At 61.9% G+C, this 16,465-nt stretch carries 19 protein-coding genes; 10 read left to right on the forward strand and 9 right to left on the reverse strand.

Annotated features, from left to right (window positions below):
* The first annotated feature begins 21 nt into the window (after positions 1-21).
* Together AC3WQS_RS08105 and bluB are read left to right on the forward strand one after the other, a co-directional pair.
* Positions 22-1,074, forward strand: a complete 1,053-nt coding sequence (locus tag AC3WQS_RS08105; RefSeq protein ID WP_029255081.1) for a CobW family GTP-binding protein — start codon at positions 22-24, stop codon at positions 1,072-1,074.
* Complete coding sequence (gene bluB / locus AC3WQS_RS08110; RefSeq protein ID WP_019747874.1) at positions 1,071-1,700, forward strand: 5,6-dimethylbenzimidazole synthase; 630 nt, start codon at positions 1,071-1,073, stop codon at positions 1,698-1,700. Before AC3WQS_RS08105 ends, bluB begins: the two co-directional genes overlap by 4 nt.
* 15 nt (positions 1,701-1,715) lie before the next feature.
* On the opposite strand, the gene AC3WQS_RS08115 is transcribed toward bluB, so the two are convergent.
* From AC3WQS_RS08115 to AC3WQS_RS08130, 4 genes are all read right to left on the reverse strand, one after another.
* A complete protein-coding gene (locus AC3WQS_RS08115; protein WP_019747875.1) occupies positions 1,716-3,155 on the reverse strand; it encodes a DEAD/DEAH box helicase in 1,440 nt (479 codons plus the stop codon).
* 228 nt (positions 3,156-3,383) lie between these two features.
* The gene (locus AC3WQS_RS08120) at positions 3,384-3,797 is read right to left on the reverse strand and encodes a molybdenum cofactor biosynthesis protein MoaE (protein WP_003944730.1); all 414 of its coding nucleotides are present in this window, start codon (positions 3,795-3,797) and stop codon (positions 3,384-3,386) included.
* Positions 3,790-4,776: a bifunctional molybdenum cofactor biosynthesis protein MoaC/MoaB gene (gene moaCB / locus AC3WQS_RS08125; RefSeq protein WP_047889494.1), complete on the reverse strand. Its 987-nt coding sequence runs from the start codon at positions 4,774-4,776 to the stop codon at positions 3,790-3,792. Before moaCB ends, AC3WQS_RS08120 begins: the two co-directional genes overlap by 8 nt.
* A 28-nt stretch (positions 4,777-4,804) precedes the next feature.
* Complete coding sequence (locus tag AC3WQS_RS08130; protein ID WP_492712703.1) at positions 4,805-6,007, reverse strand: molybdopterin molybdotransferase MoeA; 1,203 nt, start codon at positions 6,005-6,007, stop codon at positions 4,805-4,807.
* Between the two features lie 111 nt (positions 6,008-6,118).
* Here AC3WQS_RS08130 and moaA point away from each other — a divergent pair, with 111 nt between their 5' ends.
* From moaA to AC3WQS_RS08145, 3 genes are all read left to right on the forward strand, one after another.
* Complete coding sequence (gene moaA / locus AC3WQS_RS08135) at positions 6,119-7,177, forward strand: GTP 3',8-cyclase MoaA (protein ID WP_141487436.1); 1,059 nt, start codon at positions 6,119-6,121, stop codon at positions 7,175-7,177.
* Positions 7,170-7,427: a MoaD/ThiS family protein gene (locus AC3WQS_RS08140; protein ID WP_003944706.1), complete on the forward strand. Its 258-nt coding sequence runs from the start codon at positions 7,170-7,172 to the stop codon at positions 7,425-7,427. The genes moaA and AC3WQS_RS08140 overlap by 8 nt, the downstream gene beginning before the upstream one ends.
* A gap of 314 nt (positions 7,428-7,741) precedes the next feature.
* Positions 7,742-8,497: a hypothetical protein gene (locus AC3WQS_RS08145; protein ID WP_446696090.1), complete on the forward strand. Its 756-nt coding sequence runs from the start codon at positions 7,742-7,744 to the stop codon at positions 8,495-8,497.
* A 13-nt stretch (positions 8,498-8,510) separates the two neighbouring features.
* On the opposite strand, the gene nadE is transcribed toward AC3WQS_RS08145, so the two are convergent.
* Positions 8,511-9,335: an NAD(+) synthase gene (nadE, locus tag AC3WQS_RS08150; RefSeq protein WP_042951470.1), complete on the reverse strand. Its 825-nt coding sequence runs from the start codon at positions 9,333-9,335 to the stop codon at positions 8,511-8,513.
* Positions 9,336-9,403: 68 nt separating this feature from the next.
* Between nadE and AC3WQS_RS08155 the strand changes: the two genes are divergently transcribed.
* Complete coding sequence (locus AC3WQS_RS08155; protein ID WP_492712704.1) at positions 9,404-9,958, forward strand: nucleosidase; 555 nt, start codon at positions 9,404-9,406, stop codon at positions 9,956-9,958.
* Positions 9,959-9,977: 19 nt separating this feature from the next.
* On the opposite strand, the gene AC3WQS_RS08160 is transcribed toward AC3WQS_RS08155, so the two are convergent.
* The gene (locus AC3WQS_RS08160) at positions 9,978-10,757 is read right to left on the reverse strand and encodes an META domain-containing protein (RefSeq protein WP_020969283.1); all 780 of its coding nucleotides are present in this window, start codon (positions 10,755-10,757) and stop codon (positions 9,978-9,980) included.
* 35 nt (positions 10,758-10,792) lie between these two features.
* Positions 10,793-11,392, reverse strand: coding sequence for a TetR/AcrR family transcriptional regulator (locus tag AC3WQS_RS08165; RefSeq protein WP_019747883.1), 600 nt, complete (start codon positions 11,390-11,392; stop codon positions 10,793-10,795).
* 106 nt (positions 11,393-11,498) lie between these two features.
* Here AC3WQS_RS08165 and AC3WQS_RS08170 point away from each other — a divergent pair, with 106 nt between their 5' ends.
* Positions 11,499-12,065, forward strand: a complete 567-nt coding sequence (locus AC3WQS_RS08170) for an NAD(P)H-dependent oxidoreductase (RefSeq protein ID WP_019747884.1) — start codon at positions 11,499-11,501, stop codon at positions 12,063-12,065.
* Between the two features lie 72 nt (positions 12,066-12,137).
* On the opposite strand, the gene AC3WQS_RS08175 is transcribed toward AC3WQS_RS08170, so the two are convergent.
* A complete protein-coding gene (locus AC3WQS_RS08175) occupies positions 12,138-12,965 on the reverse strand; it encodes a siderophore-interacting protein (protein ID WP_492712705.1) in 828 nt (275 codons plus the stop codon).
* 291 nt (positions 12,966-13,256) lie between these two features.
* Between AC3WQS_RS08175 and nrdH the strand changes: the two genes are divergently transcribed.
* The 3 genes from nrdH to nrdE all read left to right on the forward strand — a co-directional run bounded on the left by nrdH (position 13,257) and on the right by nrdE (position 16,190).
* Positions 13,257-13,487, forward strand: coding sequence for a glutaredoxin-like protein NrdH (gene nrdH, locus AC3WQS_RS08180; protein ID WP_019747886.1), 231 nt, complete (start codon positions 13,257-13,259; stop codon positions 13,485-13,487).
* Positions 13,488-13,569: 82 nt separating this feature from the next.
* Positions 13,570-14,049 (forward strand): class Ib ribonucleoside-diphosphate reductase assembly flavoprotein NrdI, encoded by a 480-nt coding sequence (gene nrdI, locus AC3WQS_RS08185; RefSeq protein ID WP_003944767.1) that lies wholly within the window; start codon positions 13,570-13,572, stop codon positions 14,047-14,049.
* A complete protein-coding gene (nrdE, locus tag AC3WQS_RS08190; protein WP_029255087.1) occupies positions 14,007-16,190 on the forward strand; it encodes a class 1b ribonucleoside-diphosphate reductase subunit alpha in 2,184 nt (727 codons plus the stop codon). Before nrdI ends, nrdE begins: the two co-directional genes overlap by 43 nt.
* A gap of 60 nt (positions 16,191-16,250) precedes the next feature.
* On the opposite strand, the gene AC3WQS_RS08195 is transcribed toward nrdE, so the two are convergent.
* A complete protein-coding gene (locus AC3WQS_RS08195; protein ID WP_003944723.1) occupies positions 16,251-16,463 on the reverse strand; it encodes a type II toxin-antitoxin system antitoxin in 213 nt (70 codons plus the stop codon).
* Positions 16,464-16,465: the final 2 nt, after the last annotated feature.

Raw genomic sequence — 16,465 nt, forward strand, 5'->3', positions numbered from 1 at the left:
GTGGTTTCGGAAGGTTGCGTGGTGGCGAAGAAGCAGATTCCCGTAATAGTCGTCGCAGGCTTTCTCGGTTCGGGCAAGACGACGCTGCTCAACCATCTTCTGCGCAACAACGACGGTGTACGCATCGGCGTGATCGTCAACGACTTCGGCTCCGTCAACATCGACTCGATGATGGTCGCCGGTCAGGTCGATTCGATGGTGTCTCTCAGTAACGGCTGTTTGTGCTGCGCTGTCGACGTCTCGGACATGGACGAGATGCTGAACAAGTTGGCGCACCGGCAATCCGGGATCGACGTCATCGTCATCGAGGCGAGCGGGCTTGCTGAGCCGCGGAACATGATTCGACTCGTCCTCGGAAGTGAGAACCCGTCTGTCGTCTACGGCGGCCTGGTGGTCCTGGTCGACGGAGCCAATTTCTCCACCGTTCGCCGCGAACATCCCGAGCTCGATCAACATGTCCGCCTGGCAGACCTGGTGGTAGTCAACAAGATCGACAGCGTTCCGGTCTCCGAGCGCGAGAGATTCACGGCCGGAATTCGCGAGTTGAATCCGCGAGCGCCGATAGTGGAGACGGCGCATTCACGGATAGACCCTGCTCTGCTGTTCGATTCCGGTGAGGTGACCCCTCCCGCTCCGGGCGATCAACTGAGCCTCGACGAGCTCTTGCGCGAGGGGCACGACGACGATCACGAGGACGGCTCGTGTCACCACGATCACCTGCACCACCGCTACGAATCGGTTGATTTCACGTCGGAGATGCCACTCGATGCCAGGGCTCTGACGCATTTCCTCGAGAATCAACCGCCGGGGGTGTACCGCATCAAAGGATTCGTGAACTTCGAGATTCCGGGTTACACAGGAAAATTCGAGATCCAATCGGTGGGTGATCATGTTCGGATCACGCCGCTGCGGTGGAAGTCGGGCGAACCTCGAACCACGCAACTGGTTGTGATCGGTACCGGGATGGATTCGGGAGTGGTCGGCAGCGCACTCCGCGCCTGCGTGCGCGAGGAAACGGTCGAACCGCACCCCGACGCCATGCTGGGATTGCACCGCTATACCGTCGGGGCGTGAGTGAATCAGATGTATCCGTGTACGAAGCGATTCGGCGACGGCGAGACGTTCGCGCCGAGTTCTCGGGAGAGGTCATCCCCGACGAAACTCTGATGCGCATTCTCGACGCCGCCCATCGCGCGCCGAGCGTGGGAAACACGCAACCGTGGGATTTTGTCGTCGTTCGTAATCCGGAGACGCTCAATACCTTCGCGGCACATGTCGCCGATGCCCGGCTGAAGTTCGCGCAGTCTTTGCCCGAGGATCGCCGATCGACGTTCGACCCTATCAAGATCGAGGGAATCGCCGAGAGCGGTACCGGCATCGTCGTCACTTACGACCCGTCACGCGGTGGCCCGAACATCCTCGGCCGTCATACCGTCGACGACACCGGACTGTTCTCGGCGGTACTCGCAATTCAGAATTTGTGGCTCGCCGCGGTAGCCGAGGAGATCGGCATCGGCTGGGTTTCGTTCTACGACGAGAAGTACCTCACCGAACTCATGGGCATTCCGTCACCCGTACGCCCCATTGCGTGGCTGTGCGTCGGGAAGGTGACTGAGTTTCAACAGGTTCCGGATCTCGAGCGCTTCGGATGGCGACAGCGCCGGCCATTGGCCGACGCTGTCCACTACGAAACCTATTGAGTTGTACCGGGTGGCCTAGCGCGCGGGACGGCCCCCGGTGGAGCCTGCGGTGCGAGCGCCGCCGCCGGTGCGGGGACGGCGAGCGCCGCCGCCTGCATGTTCCTGACGGGCAACTCCGCCGGTGCGAGCACCGCGTGACTGACCGCCTTGTCCGGAGCGTGCCTGACCCGAACGTGCTGCGCCGCCGCGTCCACCCTGGCCGGCGGGACGCTGTCCGCGTCCACCGTTCGGCTGGGCCGGAGCCTTCGGAGCCGGCGTGACGTGCGGTGCGATGTCGCCGACCAACTTGACGACGTGCTCGGAGTTGGCAGTCGAACGAACCGGGGTCACCTTGATGGCTGCCTTACGCATGAGGATCGCGAGATCCTTACGCTGCTCGGGCAGAACCACGGTGACCACGTCGCCGGCGCTGCCTGCTCGAGCGGTGCGACCACTGCGGTGCAGGTACGCCTTGTGCTCGGCCGGCGGATCGACGTGGACGACCAACTCGACGTCGTCGACGTGGACGCCGCGCGCTGCGACGTCGGTGGCGACGAGGACGCGCGCTTCACCGGCGGAGAATGCCGCCAGGTTACGGTCGCGAGCAGCCTGAGAGAGGTTGCCGTGCAGGTCCACTGACGGGATGCCCGACTCGGTGAGCTGGCGAGCCAACTTGCGTGCCTGGTGCTTGGTGCGCATGAACAGGATGCGACGACCGGTACCGGAAGCGAGCTTCTCGACCAGAGCCTTCTTGGCTTCGACGCCGTCGACGTCGAACACGTGGTGCGTCATCGCTGCGACGGGGGAGTTGGCCTCGTCCACCGAATGCATGACCTCGTTCTTGAGGAAACGCTTGACGAGCTTGTCGACGCCGTTGTCCAGCGTTGCCGAGAAGAGAAGGCGCTGCCCGTCCTGCGGGGTGGACGAGAGGATGCGGGTGACGACGGGCAGGAAGCCGAGGTCGGCCATGTGGTCGGCCTCGTCGAGCACGGTGATCTCGACGGCGTCGAGGCTGACGAACTTCTGCTTCATGAGGTCTTCGAGGCGACCGGGGCAGGCGACGACGATGTCGACTCCGGCCTTGAGGGCCTGAACCTGGCGGTGCTGCGAGACGCCGCCGAAGATGGTGGTCACGCGCAAGTCGTATGCGGCGGCCAACGGTTCGAGGGTTGCGGTGATCTGGGTGGCGAGCTCACGCGTCGGTGCGAGGACCAGGCCGAGCGGTCGACCCGGACGACGCTTGCCTCCGGACAGTTCGCCGGCGAGGCGGGAGACCATGGGGATGGAGAACGCGAGGGTCTTGCCGCTTCCGGTCTTTCCGCGGCCCAGTACGTCGCGCCCCGAAAGAGTGTCGGGGAGGGTGTCGATCTGGATCGGGAACGGAGAAGTGATTCCGCCGTCTTCGAGAGCTTTCACCAGCGGTGCGCGCACACCGAGGGCTGCGAAGGTGGTAGCGGGCGTAGAGATGTCAGACAAGTGTGTTCAGAGCCTTTCGGGCACGTGTTCGTGCCCGGATGCCGACACGGGAATTAACCGGTCGAACAATCAAGCACAGTGGTGGCGGCGCTGCCGGTCGGCAGGCTTCTTCGCCGTAAGAAGAGCGGGTGCATTGAGCACTCAGCAAGAAAATTTGCGTTCTACGACGCTGGATGCCCGATTTCAGGCACCTAGTGGTCGCAACTCTACCTTCTCGGAGCGTTCGACCTACAACCCGACCCATTCGGAGACGCCGTTCGCGAAGTGTTGCCGCTTCCAGATCGGTACCTCGTGCTTGATGCGCTCCACCAGTTCGGCGCACGCGGCGAACGCCTCCGCTCGATGCGGGGCGGCGACGGCGGCGACCAGTGCGAGGTCACCGATCTCGAGGTGGCCGACGCGATGGATCGCGGCAACCGGCAGGCCGGTCGAGGCCGCAACCTCTTGGCAGCACGTCTCGAGAAAGCGTTCCGCGTCCGGGTGTGCCTGGTACTCCAACGCTGAAACTGCTTGACCTCCATCGTGATTGCGCACCGTTCCCGTGAACACCACAACAGCGCCGTTCTTCGGACCGGCAACGGCGGCGTCGACGGTGTCTGCGTGAATCGGTTGCTCGGAGATCCGAGCCAGTAGCTCACTCATCGTGTGCTCCTCCGCCTGCGACCTGCGCGAGCAGGTGATCGATGATGGGTTCGAGGACGGCGAGACCGTCCTTCACTCCACCGGGAGAACCCGGAAGATTGACGATGACCGTCGTACCTGTGAGACCTGCCACACCACGGCTCAGTGACGCGTGCGGGGTCTTCTCGAGGCCCTTGGTTCGGATCGCTTCTGCGACCCCGGGCAACTCACGGGTCAAGACTGCCCGGGTAGCTTCCGGGGTTGCGTCCGTGGGGGAAGCGCCGGTGCCGCCGGTGCTGATGACAAGCGACGGGGAGCCCTCCTTGGCGTCAGCGATGCCCGCCGCGATGTCTGCGTCGGCGTACACAAGCGGTCCACGCACCTCGAAGTCCCGCTCGCGTAGCCAGGCTGCGATCGTCGGTCCGGTGGTGTCGGGTCTGGTTCCGTTGGCACCGCCGGTGGAAGCGACGAGGACGGTTGCGGACCGTGGCGAGGCGAAGGCGTGCGCCGGAGATGTCTGTGAGTTCTGAGTGTCGCGGGTCCAATGTCCGTGTTTACCACCGTCTTTGGTGAGCAGGCGAACACCGTTCATGGTGGCTCCGGGATCGACCGCTTTGACCATGTCGTGCAAGGTCAGGCCGGCTACCGCGACGGCGGTGAGTGCTTCCATCTCGACGCCGGTCTGTCCGCGAGTCTTTGCCGTCGCTTCGACGGTGATCGAGGTTTCGGTGAACCCGAATTCCACCTTGACCGACGAAAGCGCGAGCTGGTGACACAACGGGATCAGCTCGGACGTCTTTTTTGCACCGGCGATTCCGGCAATGCGCGCGGTGGTGAGGACATCGGCCTTGGGCATGCCGTCGGCGCGGACGAGGCGAACTACCTCGGCGGTCGTGACGAGTTCACCGGCAGCGACGGCGATGCGCGTCGTCTCGGCCTTGGCGCTGACGTCGACCATGCGCGCTCGGCCTTCGCTGTCGACGTGTGTCAATTCGGTCATGAGTGTCCTTTGAATCAGATCGAGTGAATCAAATCGAGGAAGTCGAGAGCGGGAGGACATCGACGAGATCGCCCGCTCCGAGTTCGGTCACGGCAGCGGGGACGTCGATCAGGACGTCGGCCCACGCCATTGCTGCAACGAGGTGCGAGCCGGGTCCGGCCACGAGTTCGATACCGTCCGCAGTTCTACGCGCGCGCAGGAACTGGCGCTTGCTATCCACCGAACGCAGCGGTGCAGTAAGTGGCAGCCGTTCGCGCGGGATCTCGGGCAGACCCGCGGCCCGGCGCAGTTCGCCGCGGGCGAAGACCTCGAACGAGACCATCGTGCTGACCGGGTTGCCCGGGAAACTCAGGACCGGCACTTCGTTCACCACTGCAGTGCCTTGCGGGCCACCAGGTTGCATTGCGACGTGGCCGAAGTGTGCACCCAGAGGGGTGAGAGTTTCCTTCACCACCTCGAAGTCGCCCATGGACACCCCACCGGAGGTGAAAACCAGATCGGCGACCGAGGTTGCGTACGAGAGTAATTCGCGGAACTCGGCCGGGTCGTCGCTGCTTCGGGCGACGGATACGACATCGGCGCCGTTGGCTTCGGCCAATGTTGCCAAAGCTGGTCCGTTGGAATCGTAGATCTCGCCGGGTTCGAGAGTTGTTCCGGCACTTTTCAGTTCGGCACCCGTCGTAATTATCGCGACCCGTGGCTTCGTGTACGTGTCGAGCGAGGCCAGGCCCACAGCGCTCAGCGCGGCGATATGGCGAGGTTCCAAGTGTGTTCCGGCCGTGACCAGTAGCATTCCGGCAGTGATGTCGCTGCCACGTTCGCGAACGAATTCGCCTACAGACCTGCCCCGTTCGATGGTGACCACGTGTTCGGTGACGCCCGTGGTGTCCTCGACGGGAACGACGGCGTCGGCGCCCTCGGGGAGCGGCGCACCGGTCATGATGCGAAATGCCGATCCTGGAAGGTGTTTCGGTGGTTTTCCGCTTCCAGCGGCGATCACGCCTCGAACCGTCAGTGTGGTCGGAACCGAGGCCACAGAAGCAGCATCGACCGCATATCCGTCCATCTGTGAGTTGCGGAAGAGGGGCAGGTCCACCGGCGATGCGATATCCGAGCAAGTTATGCGCCCCAACGCTTCTGCCGTCGGAACCGCCGACGGAGAGAGGGTGTGCAGGCCGGTGAGCAATCCGGAGATGTGCGCAGCGTGTTCCTCGACCGAACGCGCGCTCATGACAGTAACCTCGACAACCTCGACATGTTTTGATCCTAGGCGGTGTGGTCCGTCCGACACACGGAGTACGGCTTTCGGTCATACTGGAGCAATACGGAAGTTGGTGAAGTGATGACAGTGGTCTCGATGGGAATTCCCACCGTGCGGTTTGACGCTGCCTCCCTCGCCGGTCGTCCCGAGACGGATCTCCTGGTCGACAGGTTCGGGCGTGTTGCCAGAGATCTGCGAGTCTCGATCACCGAGAAGTGTTCACTTCGTTGCACGTATTGCATGCCGGAGGAAGGCTTGCCGGCCATCGCTGCGGAAGACCTTCTGAGTGCCGACGAGATCGTTCGAGTAGTCGGAATCGGTGTCGAACGAGTCGGTATTCGCGAGGTGAGGTTCACCGGCGGCGAACCGCTGATGCGTAGTGACCTCGAAAAGATCATCGCTGGGTGCGCCGCGCGCGTGCCAGGAATTCCACTTGCCATGACCACCAACGCCGTTGGGCTCGAACATCGTGCCGCAAAGCTGGCTGCAGCTGGTTTGACCCGCGTCAATGTTTCCCTGGATTCGGTTGATCGCGCGCACTTCGCGGAATTGACGCGGCGAGACAGGTTGCCTTCGGTTCTCGCGGGAATCCGAGCGGCCGCGGTGGCTGGCCTTGCGCCGCTCAAGGTAAATGCCGTTCTCATGCGCGAAACGCTCCACGGCGCGGCGGACCTTTTACAGTGGTGCCTCGACGCCGGAGTCGAATTGCGGTTCATCGAACAGATGCCTCTCGATGCAGACCATGCTTGGGCGCGCGAGAACATGGTGACTGCGGCTGAATTGCTGTCGGTATTGAGTGACCGTTTCGAATTGGCCGCAATCGGTCGCGAAGACCCGTCGGCTCCTGCTGAAGAATGGCGTGTCAACGGAACTGAAATGACGGTGGGGATCATCGCTTCGGTGACGCGCTCGTTCTGCAGTGATTGCGATCGGACGCGAATGACAGCAGAGGGAACAATTCGGTCATGTTTGTTCAGTGACCGTGAAGTTGATCTGCGCGCGGCGCTCAGATCGGGAGCAAGTGACGACGAACTTGCGGATTTGTGGCGCGGTGCGATGTGGAACAAATGGGCAGGGCACGGCATCGACGCCGCGGACTTCGTTCCGCCCGAAAGAAGTATGGGAGCGATCGGTGGCTGATCCGCATTCGATCTCGGTTCGTTACTTTGCTGCTGCAGCGGATGTATCCGGTTGCCGTAGCGAGGTAGTCGCCATTTCGCCCGACAACACACTTGCCGAGTTGGTGGCGGTTTTGGTCGGGCGATACGGACCGGAGATGGAGCGAGTGCTGTCGGTCTCGGCTTTCCTCGTCGGTGACGAGTTGACCCGCGACGTCTCTCGAGCCTCCGGTAGCGCTGTCGATATTCTTCCGCCTTTCGCTGGAGGCTAGTCCGAGAATTGCCGGCGTAGCTATTTGTGGGCTGCCGTCGTATTGTCCTTTTTCGGTTTCCCGGTCCAAATATTTATATCTTGATCACTCCAGCTCAAGTGGCATCTATCTCCGTTTTCTCCATTGTTGGTCAATTGTCCAGCATTGGTCGTGTTGTTTAGTTTCTCCTACTTTTGGGGGAGTAAATGCACTTCTAATTGCCCAGGTGAATTGTCATCTGTTTGGATGACAAAAGAAATACCTTCGCTGTTGGTAATTGTCGACATGTGTTAATTTTGGCGCAATTCCACTCGGGATATGTGAAAGGTATTTCAATGTCGATTAATTCCACGCGCCGTGTCGGAGTCGTCATAGCGCTCCTCGGGGCAGCTGCACTCACCGCTCCGGCAATTGCTACTGCGCTTCCGTCCACCGGTTCTCTCGGCTCTTCTGCGCCGGAAGCCTCGTGCTCGACCCTGTCCACCGAAGCGACGCCGAACGGGTGGGGCATCCCGTTCACCGACGAGAAGGATCAGACCGCGTCGTACTCGGCCGACAACGTTCTCGACAAGGACGGTTCACTGAAGCTGGCCGTCGACGGTACCGGCGATCGTTCGGTTTCCTACCATTCGGCCGGCGGTATCAAGCTGTCCGACGCAGTCAGCAAGGCGATCGGTTTCGCCGAGCGCGCCGCCACGCCGACTGCGGCGTTCCAGCTCCGCCTCACCGGAACCACCGGCGGAAAGTTCGAGAACGGATTCACCACCTTGGTGTGGGTCCCGGGACCGGACGCGACGCCGACGGCTGACGGCGGCGTTCACGCGGATCTCCAGAAGGGCGTGTGGTGGAGCACTCAGAACATCGACGGCGCCAAGGACCGCGTGTCAGTGCCTTTGGCTGACATCGTCGCCGCGAACCCGAAAGCGGTAGTCGACCACTACGGCGTCAGTGTCGGGACCGGTTCCGCTGCCACCTCGACGCTGGTCGATGCGGTGCAGTTCAACGGATGCACCACCAACTTCGCGAAGAAGGATCCGGCTTCGGGAACGGGTTCGCTGGGCGACGTCTTCGGCAGCCTGTTCGGTAGCTAGTCGCTGGTAAGAGTTACTTCCACCAGTCATCCAGGGGTGTGACCGGCACCGTGCGCTTGTGACGAGTGTTGGCGAACATCTTCTCGAGCTTTTCGGCTACCTCGGAGGAAACGTCCTTTCCTTCGAGGTAGTCGTCTATCTGTGAGTACGTGACGCCGAGGGCAACTTCGTCGGGCAGCGCGGGTCGGTCGTCCTCGAGGTCGGCGGTCGGCACCTTGCGCCACGTGCTCTCGGGTGCGCCCAATTCCTGCAGTAGCGCAGCGCCCTGACGTTTGCTCAGGCCGGTGAGCGGCGTGATGTCGACGCCGCCGTCACCGAATTTCGTGAAGAAGCCGGTAATCGCTTCTGCGGCGTGGTCGGTACCGATTACCAAGTAGCCGAGCTGACCGGCAATCGCATACTGAATGACCATTCGTTCGCGCGCCTTGATGTTGCCGCGGACGAAGTCGCGCAGTTCGCCGTTCCCCAACGCCTCGGAGGCCTCACGGGCTGTGGCGTCGGCGCCAGGCTTGACGTTGACCGTGAGAGAGCGGTCCGGCTTGATGAAGCCGAGTGCGATCTGAGCATCGGATTCGTCGGCCTGCGCGCCATAGGGGAGTCGAACGGCGACGAACTCGGCCTCGTGGCCTTCTTCACGAAGTTCAGTGACCGCGCGTTGGGCGAGGGCTCCGGCGAGCGTGCTGTCCTGACCGCCGCTGATTCCCAGAACGAACCCTTTGGCGGGGGTCGAGCGCACGTAGTCCTTCAGGAACTGGACTCGCGCGCGAACCTCCGCTGCGGCGTCGATTGTCGGCTTTGTGCCGAGTTCTTCGATGATGCTTTCACGCAGTGTGGCCATGAATGGACTCTAGCGATGTGAGCAGGCGCGTGCAGTGCCACCGTATCCGGGGCGGTACGGTCGCGCACATGAGTGCGAACAACGTTCTGGTGGTCAGTGCGACGAAGTCGGAAGCGGCATACGTGCCGCAAGGATACGAACTGCTGATCACGGGGATTGGAAAGGTCAGTGCTGCAACAGCAGTCGCCTCTGCTCTCGCGCGGTACGAGCGGGAGAATCTGCCGCTGGTCGTCAACATCGGGACCGCCGGTGCGCTGCACGCGCACCACGGTGGCCTCTATGTTCCCGGGGTTGTCATCAATCACGACATCAGCAGCACCGCGATCCGAGCGCTGGGGCACGACGTCGCGGACCGTTTGGTGCTCGCCGGCGGTGACGACTCGGTGTTGGCGACCGGCGACGCATTCATCGCCGACACTGCGACGCGGGACGCTCTCGCTCAGCGAGCCGATCTGGTCGACATGGAGGGGTTTGCCATCGCATTCGCCGCGCAGGCTGCGGGTGCTATCTGCCGACTCGTCAAACATGTCAGCGATCACGCGGACGACTCGGCCTTGGACTGGCCCGCGATGATCGATGCCAGCGCCCGCGAATTGGGGCGCTGGCTGCTCGACAACGTCTGATCGAGCCTGCAGCGTCTGGTCAAGCCTGCGCAGTCAGTATCAATCCGGTGTTGTCGGGCTTGCGCAGGGTCAGCGTGTCGGCGTCGACGGTGTAGCTCACTTCACCGTCGAGTACCGCCAGGATCTGACGCTCGATGTCCATGTTCTCCTCGGGGCAGGCCATTCGCGTGGTTGCCATCGGCGTGAACGTGACTGTGGTGTCGGAGACCTGGGCGCTTCCGGTCATGCGATTGCATCCGGTGGTTCCGCTGACCGAACCGTCTGCGGCAATCGTGAGTTCGGGAGCTGACGTCTCCAGAGCCAGGCTCGTACTGATCGCATCGGGACTGATGAGTGACGTGACGGTCCACGTCGTGCCCTGCAGAGGTCGATCCGGCGTGACGATCTTCTTGTCCTGCAGAGTCACTGTGGCGTCGTCCGATGTCAGGGTGAGGGTGTCGCCGTCGAGGCTCCACGTCGGCGCGGAGGTCAGCAATGTTGTTGTCCAGGCGTCGGATTCGGCGATGCCGGGAGGGCAGCCCATCATGGTCGACGCCATGGTGCCGGTGGTCAGCTTGCCGTCGGTGAACTCGACCGAGCCGTTTGCCGTGTTGCATCCGGCACTCGCGGACACTCGATCCGCTTGGCTGAAATCGAGAGTCAGCGGGCCACCGCCGGGAATTTGTGTTCCGTCGACGGAGGTCGAGATGAAGACGCGGCCGGAGGGGTCCGTCTTGTCCTCGGGGGAGTCGGACGAAGCGGAGCAACCGCTTACCGCGGCGATGGTCAGGAGGCCGATGACGGCAGCTGCGATGCGCATGGGCTCACATTAAGTGGTGGGACGGATCTGGGGAGTCAACATCGAGTAACGCGCCGGGCAAGGTCTTCCCAGCCGGCGGCCAGGCGCTCGGTGGTCATCCCGAGATCGCGCACCTGATGAAGGACAAGCGACGCTTCGAGTGGTGCCAACAGCGCTGAAGCGAGCAGATCGAGGTCGCCCTCGACGCCGGCTCCTCGAAGAAGTCCGATGACGTGAGCGATGCCTAGTGCTCGTGCCGGACCGCCGAAGCGGTATTCAGGAGCGTTCTCCGCAGCACGGAGGACTTCGCCCTGTACTTCCACCATGGCGATCCGGGCTCGTCCGAACGCGATGAGGCGCTCGATCGGCGGCGCGCCCGGCCCCAACGGTGGGGGGCCGAACATGAATGCCTGCTGCAGTTCTCGCTCGGTGTGATCGAGCAGTGCCTGCATCAGTCCCGATCGATTGCCGAAGCGCCGAAAAACTGTGCCCTTGCCCACACCGGCTCGGCACGCGACGGCATCCATCGTGACCGCGTCGACACCTCGCTCGGCGACGAGGAGGGCTGCGGCGTCGAGCAGAAGTACGCGGTTACGTGCTGCGTCACCGCGCTCGACGGGTACGGCGCCGATCTGGGGGAGGGGGATTGCGCTCACGGGATCAGGTTACAGGTCCGGGGAATGTAAGTGGACCGCGGTCCGTTTAGTTGATATAACTTTCAACCGGAGCCACCAACCGCACCACTCTCGAAGGAATCTCGTTATGTCACAGACCAATGTTCTCGTTCTCGTCGGCAGCCTGCGCGCCGGATCCGTCAATCGCCAGCTTGCCGAGACGGCTGTGTCCGCCGCACCCGAGGGTGCAACGCTGACGGTCTTCGAAGGCCTCGCCGACGTCCCCTTCTACAACGAAGACATCGACGTCGAGGGTGCTTCCATTCCCGCTGTCGACGCACTGCGCGCCGCTGCGAGCGACGCTGACGCGTTCCTGCTCGTAACCCCCGAATACAACGGCACCATCCCCGCAGTTCTGAAGAACGCCATCGACTGGATCTCGCGTCCGTACGGTGTCGGTGCAGTCAAGGACAAGGCTGTCGCAGTCATCAGCGCGTCGCCCAGCGGCAACGGCGCCAAGTGGGCACACGAAGACACCACCAAGGCGGTCCGCATCGCCGGCGGCAAGGTCGTCGAGGACACCGCACTGAGCATCGGTGGAACCGGCGCACTGTTCGGTGAGCTGCACCCGCGCGAGAACGCAGAGGTGCTCGCTCAGGTCTCCAAGGTCGTCTCCGACCTCGTCGACGCCAGCAAGCAGCTCGTCAACGCGTAATCCGTTTCACGAGTGAGGGCCATGCCGGAAGGTATGGCCCTCACTCGTATGCGAGTCACGCCCATCTGTGCGCTAGAGCCCTTCGCGTTCCATCGCGTCGTCGACGGCGTCGCGAACCGACTCGAAATCCTTGCCGGCCATCATCGCTTCGCCCATCGCGGCGTCGATACGGTCGGCGACGACGGCGTACCGACGCTCCCAGTTCTCCTTGTCCTCCCGCCAGTAACCCATCACGTGCATGCGGGGTGCCGGGATTTCCGATGTTCGACGCAGATGGGCGCGGATGCGTCTGGCGGTCGCGGCCTCGACTGCGCACCAGATGTAGCCCTCGCCGGGAGGCAGGGGAATGGCGGCCAATTCGGCGAGCAGAGAGTCTGCTTCGTCGATCCATCGGTAGTGAGCGTCGGCGCGCGTCGTGAACGTCTGCTGTTCGCTCGACGCGGGCACCTGTGCAATGACGTGGATCGGTAGACCGTCGGGTGCTTCTTCCAAGATCCGCCCGATCGCAGGCAGCGCGGCGTGATCGGCGACGAGTAGCAGCCAGTCGCACTCTGCCGGCGGCTTGAACCACCCGCTCGCTGTCGAGAGATCTACGGTCTCGCCCGGTTGCGCATTCTCGGCCCAGAGCGCAGCTCCGCCGTGGCCGTGGAGAACGAAGTCGATCTCCAGTTCGTTCTTCGAGGGCTGCCAGCGCCGGACCGTGTAACTACGGGCGTGAGGGGGATCGAGGGGGAATCTGACGAGCACCCGTTCGTCGGGGCTCCCGCTCGTCTCGAAGTCGCTCAGGCCCGCACCGCCGAAGGTGATTCTGCGCATCTTAGGTGTCACCTGCTGCGTTCTCGTCACGGTTGCCTTGTGGCGCGGAGCTTCGTCCTTCGGGGGTGTTTCCACGACGCTCATGGTAGGTCCGAGTAGTGGTTTTCAGATGCTGTCAGGCCTGCGACCGAAATGTGACGGGCGACACGCCGACGCGCCGGAAGATGTGTGCGCTGAACTGGGGCTACCTGGGAATTTCAACGATGTGACTCACAACATCTCGCGTTATGTGTTTCTGTCGGCCACTAGGTGTAGTGTCTTGAGCACTGAGAGACCACAACGCGGAACGCCTCGAGCGAGACTCCGGCAATCGGTCGAATCGGTGCTGAACATCACTACATCGGCCTTTGTTGGCTAAGCGAAAGAGGGACTCTCATGAGCATCACCGTCTACACCAAGCCCGCTTGCGTTCAGTGCAATGCCACCTACCGCGCCCTCGACAAGGCCGGTCTCGAATACAACATCATCGACATCACCGAGGATGCCGAAGCCCGCGACTACGTCATGGCTCTCGGGTACCTCCAGGCGCCCATCGTGGTTGCCGGTGAAGATCACTGGTCGGGTTTCCGTCCCGATCGCATCAAGACCCTGACCGTCGCTGCTTGAAGCGCCGCAGTGTCGGCGGTGGACACCTCCGCCGACACATCTGAGTAGTTCCGGGCACCGTACAAGAAAATGGTGACAACCGATGACTTCGCTGGTCTATTTTTCCAGCGTGTCGGAGAACACCCACCGATTCGTCCAACGTCTCGGCCTGCCTGCGACACGTATACCTATCCATGACCGTGACGGCTCATTTCGTGTAGACGAGCCCTATGTGCTGATTCTGCCCACCTATGGTGGCGGGGTCACCGTGACAGGGCGCGACACCAGTTATGTGCCGAAGCCGGTCATTCGTTTTTTGAACAATCCACACAACAGGTCGTTGATCAGAGCAGTGATCGCGGCGGGAAACACCAATTTCGGTGAGTCCTTTTGCTATGCAGGAAACATCATTTCCCAGAAATGCCACGTTCCTTTTCTGTACCGGTTCGAACTCATGGGCACTGCCGAAGATGTCGACCGAGTACGAGAAGGCTTGGGGGAGTTCTGGAATCATCTCGAAACAGAGAAGGAGCACGGGCAGTGGCGCCAACCATCACTGACACGATCGCGGCAGGAAGCGTAGAGCGTGATGCACGCGGCGGCGATTCCACCAACGGTCTCGACTACCACGCACTCAATGCCATGCTCAACCTGTACGGCGCCAACGGTGAGATCCAGTTCGAGATGGATGTCGCTGCAGCCCGTCAGTACTTCTTGCAGCACGTCAACCAGAACACCGTGTTCTTCCACAACCTCGACGAGAAGCTGGACTACCTCGTCGAGGAAAACTATTACGAGCCCGAGGTTCTCGATCAGTACTCACGTACTTTCGTGAAGTTCCTGATCGATCACGCGTACGCCAAGAAGTTCCGCTTCCCGACGTTCCTGGGTGCATTCAAGTACTACACCTCCTACACGCTCAAGACCTTCGACGGTAAGCGCTACCTCGAGCGTTTCGAAGATCGTGTCTGCATGGTTGCGCTCACCCTGGCCGCAGGCAACGAAGACCTGGCCGTCGAACTCGTCGACGAGATCATCGCCGGACGCTTCCAGCCCGCCACCCCGACGTTCCTGAACTCGGGCAAGAAGCAGCGCGGTGAGCCCGTGTCCTGCTTCCTGCTTCGTATCGAAGACAACATGGAGTCCATCGGCCGCTCCATCAACTCGGCACTGCAGCTGTCCAAGCGCGGTGGCGGAGTTGCCTTGCTGCTCACCAACGTTCGTGAGCACGGCGCCCCGATCAAGAAGATCGAGAACCAGAGTTCGGGTGTCATCCCGATCATGAAGCTTCTCGAGGACTCGTTCTCCTACGCCAACCAGTTGGGTGCGCGTCAGGGCGCCGGCGCCGTGTACCTCCATGCGCACCACCCCGACATCTACCGCTTCCTCGACACCAAGCGTGAGAACGCCGACGAGAAGATCCGCATCAAGACGCTCTCTCTCGGCGTCGTGATCCCGGACATCACTTTCGAACTGGCGAAGAAGAACGAGGACATGTACCTGTTCTCGCCGTACGACGTCGAGCGCATCTACGGAGTTCCGTTCTCCGACATCAACGTCTCCGAGAAGTACTACGAGATGGTCGACGACAAGCGAATTCGCAAGTCCAAGATCAAGGCTCGCGAGTTCTTCCAGACCGTCGCCGAATTGCAGTTCGAATCGGGCTACCCCTACATCATGTTCGAGGACACGGTGAACCGGGCAAACCCGATCGAAGGCAAGATCACTCACTCGAACCTGTGCTCGGAGATCCTGCAGGTTTCGACGCCTTCACTGTTCAACGACGACCTGTCCTACTCGAAGGTCGGCAAGGACATCTCCTGCAACCTGGGTTCGCTGAACATCGCGAAGACCATGGACTCGCCCGACTTCGCCAAGACCATCGAAGTGTCGATCCGCGGATTGACGGCAGTGTCCGACCAGACGCACATCTACTCGGTGCCGTCGATCGAGCAGGGCAACAACGACTCTCACGCCATCGGCCTCGGTCAGATGAACCTGCACGGATACCTCGCTCGTGAGCGGATCTTCTACGGCAGCGAAGAAGGCATCGACTTCACGAACATCTACTTCTACACCGTGCTGTTCCACGCACTGCGTGCGTCGAACAAGATCGCCATCGAGCGCGGCTCGTACTTCAAGGGTTTCCCGGAGTCGAAGTACGCCTCGGGTGAATTCTTCGACAAGTACACCGACCAGGTCTGGGAGCCTGCAACCGACAAGGTTCGCGGACTCTTCGCCGATGCGAAGCTGCACATCCCCACCCAGGACGACTGGCGTGAGCTGAAGGCTTCGGTTCAGAAGCACGGTATCTACAACCAGAACCTTCAGGCCGTCCCGCCGACCGGCTCGATCTCGTACATCAACTACTCCACCAGCTCCATCCACCCGGTGGCGTCGAAGATCGAGATCCGCAAGGAAGGCAAGATCGGTCGCGTCTACTACCCGGCGCCCTACCTGACCAACGACAACCTGGAGTACTACCAGGATGCCTACGAAATCGGGTACGAGAAGATCGTCGACACCTATGCTGCCGCAACGCAACACGTCGACCAGGGCCTGTCGCTGACGCTGTTCTTCAAGGACACCGCCACCACACGCGACATCAACAAGGCGCAGATCTACGCGTGGCGTAAGGGCATCAAGACGCTGTACTACATCCGTCTGCGTCAGATGGCACTCGAAGGCACCGAGGTCGAGGGCTGCGTTTCCTGCATGCTGTAGAGGGCTCTGCCCCGTGCGCCTTTTCGGTAGTGGTTACTACCGAAAAGGCGCACAGGGGTATCAGGCCGGCGGACGGCCTGGACCGTGCATCTTGCCGGCATTCTTCGGCATTCGACCGTGCTCGGTGAGTGCGCGCCGAAGGAGAAACTCGATCTGGGCGTTGGTACTTCGGAGATCGTCGGCGGCCCAGCGGGCAAGCGCGTCGTGCACCGCTGGGTCCAACCGAAGCAGGATCTTCTTACGCTCCGATCTCGGAGCTGGATCCGTGGCCATGT

The organism is Rhodococcus sp. FW305-130, assembly GCF_058788335.1.

Coding starts and splice junctions, on each gene's coding strand:
- AC3WQS_RS08120 (WP_003944730.1), bottom strand. CDS start 3,797: ATGAGTGAGCTACTGGCTCGGATCTCCGAGCAACCGATTCACGCAGAC.
- moaCB (WP_047889494.1), bottom strand. CDS start 4,776: ATGACCGAATTGACACACGTCGACAGCGAAGGCCGAGCGCGCATGGTC.
- AC3WQS_RS08130 (WP_492712703.1), bottom strand. CDS start 6,007: ATGAGCGCGCGTTCGGTCGAGGAACACGCTGCGCACATCTCCGGATTG.
- moaA (WP_141487436.1), top strand. CDS start 6,119: ATGACAGTGGTCTCGATGGGAATTCCCACCGTGCGGTTTGACGCTGCC.
- AC3WQS_RS08145 (WP_446696090.1), top strand. CDS start 7,742: ATGTCGATTAATTCCACGCGCCGTGTCGGAGTCGTCATAGCGCTCCTC.
- nadE (WP_042951470.1), bottom strand. CDS start 9,335: ATGGCCACACTGCGTGAAAGCATCATCGAAGAACTCGGCACAAAGCCG.
- AC3WQS_RS08155 (WP_492712704.1), top strand. CDS start 9,404: ATGAGTGCGAACAACGTTCTGGTGGTCAGTGCGACGAAGTCGGAAGCG.
- AC3WQS_RS08160 (WP_020969283.1), bottom strand. CDS start 10,757: ATGCGCATCGCAGCTGCCGTCATCGGCCTCCTGACCATCGCCGCGGTA.
- AC3WQS_RS08170 (WP_019747884.1), top strand. CDS start 11,499: ATGTCACAGACCAATGTTCTCGTTCTCGTCGGCAGCCTGCGCGCCGGA.
- AC3WQS_RS08175 (WP_492712705.1), bottom strand. CDS start 12,965: ATGAGCGTCGTGGAAACACCCCCGAAGGACGAAGCTCCGCGCCACAAG.
- nrdH (WP_019747886.1), top strand. CDS start 13,257: ATGAGCATCACCGTCTACACCAAGCCCGCTTGCGTTCAGTGCAATGCC.
- nrdI (WP_003944767.1), top strand. CDS start 13,570: ATGACTTCGCTGGTCTATTTTTCCAGCGTGTCGGAGAACACCCACCGA.
- AC3WQS_RS08195 (WP_003944723.1), bottom strand. CDS start 16,463: ATGGCCACGGATCCAGCTCCGAGATCGGAGCGTAAGAAGATCCTGCTT.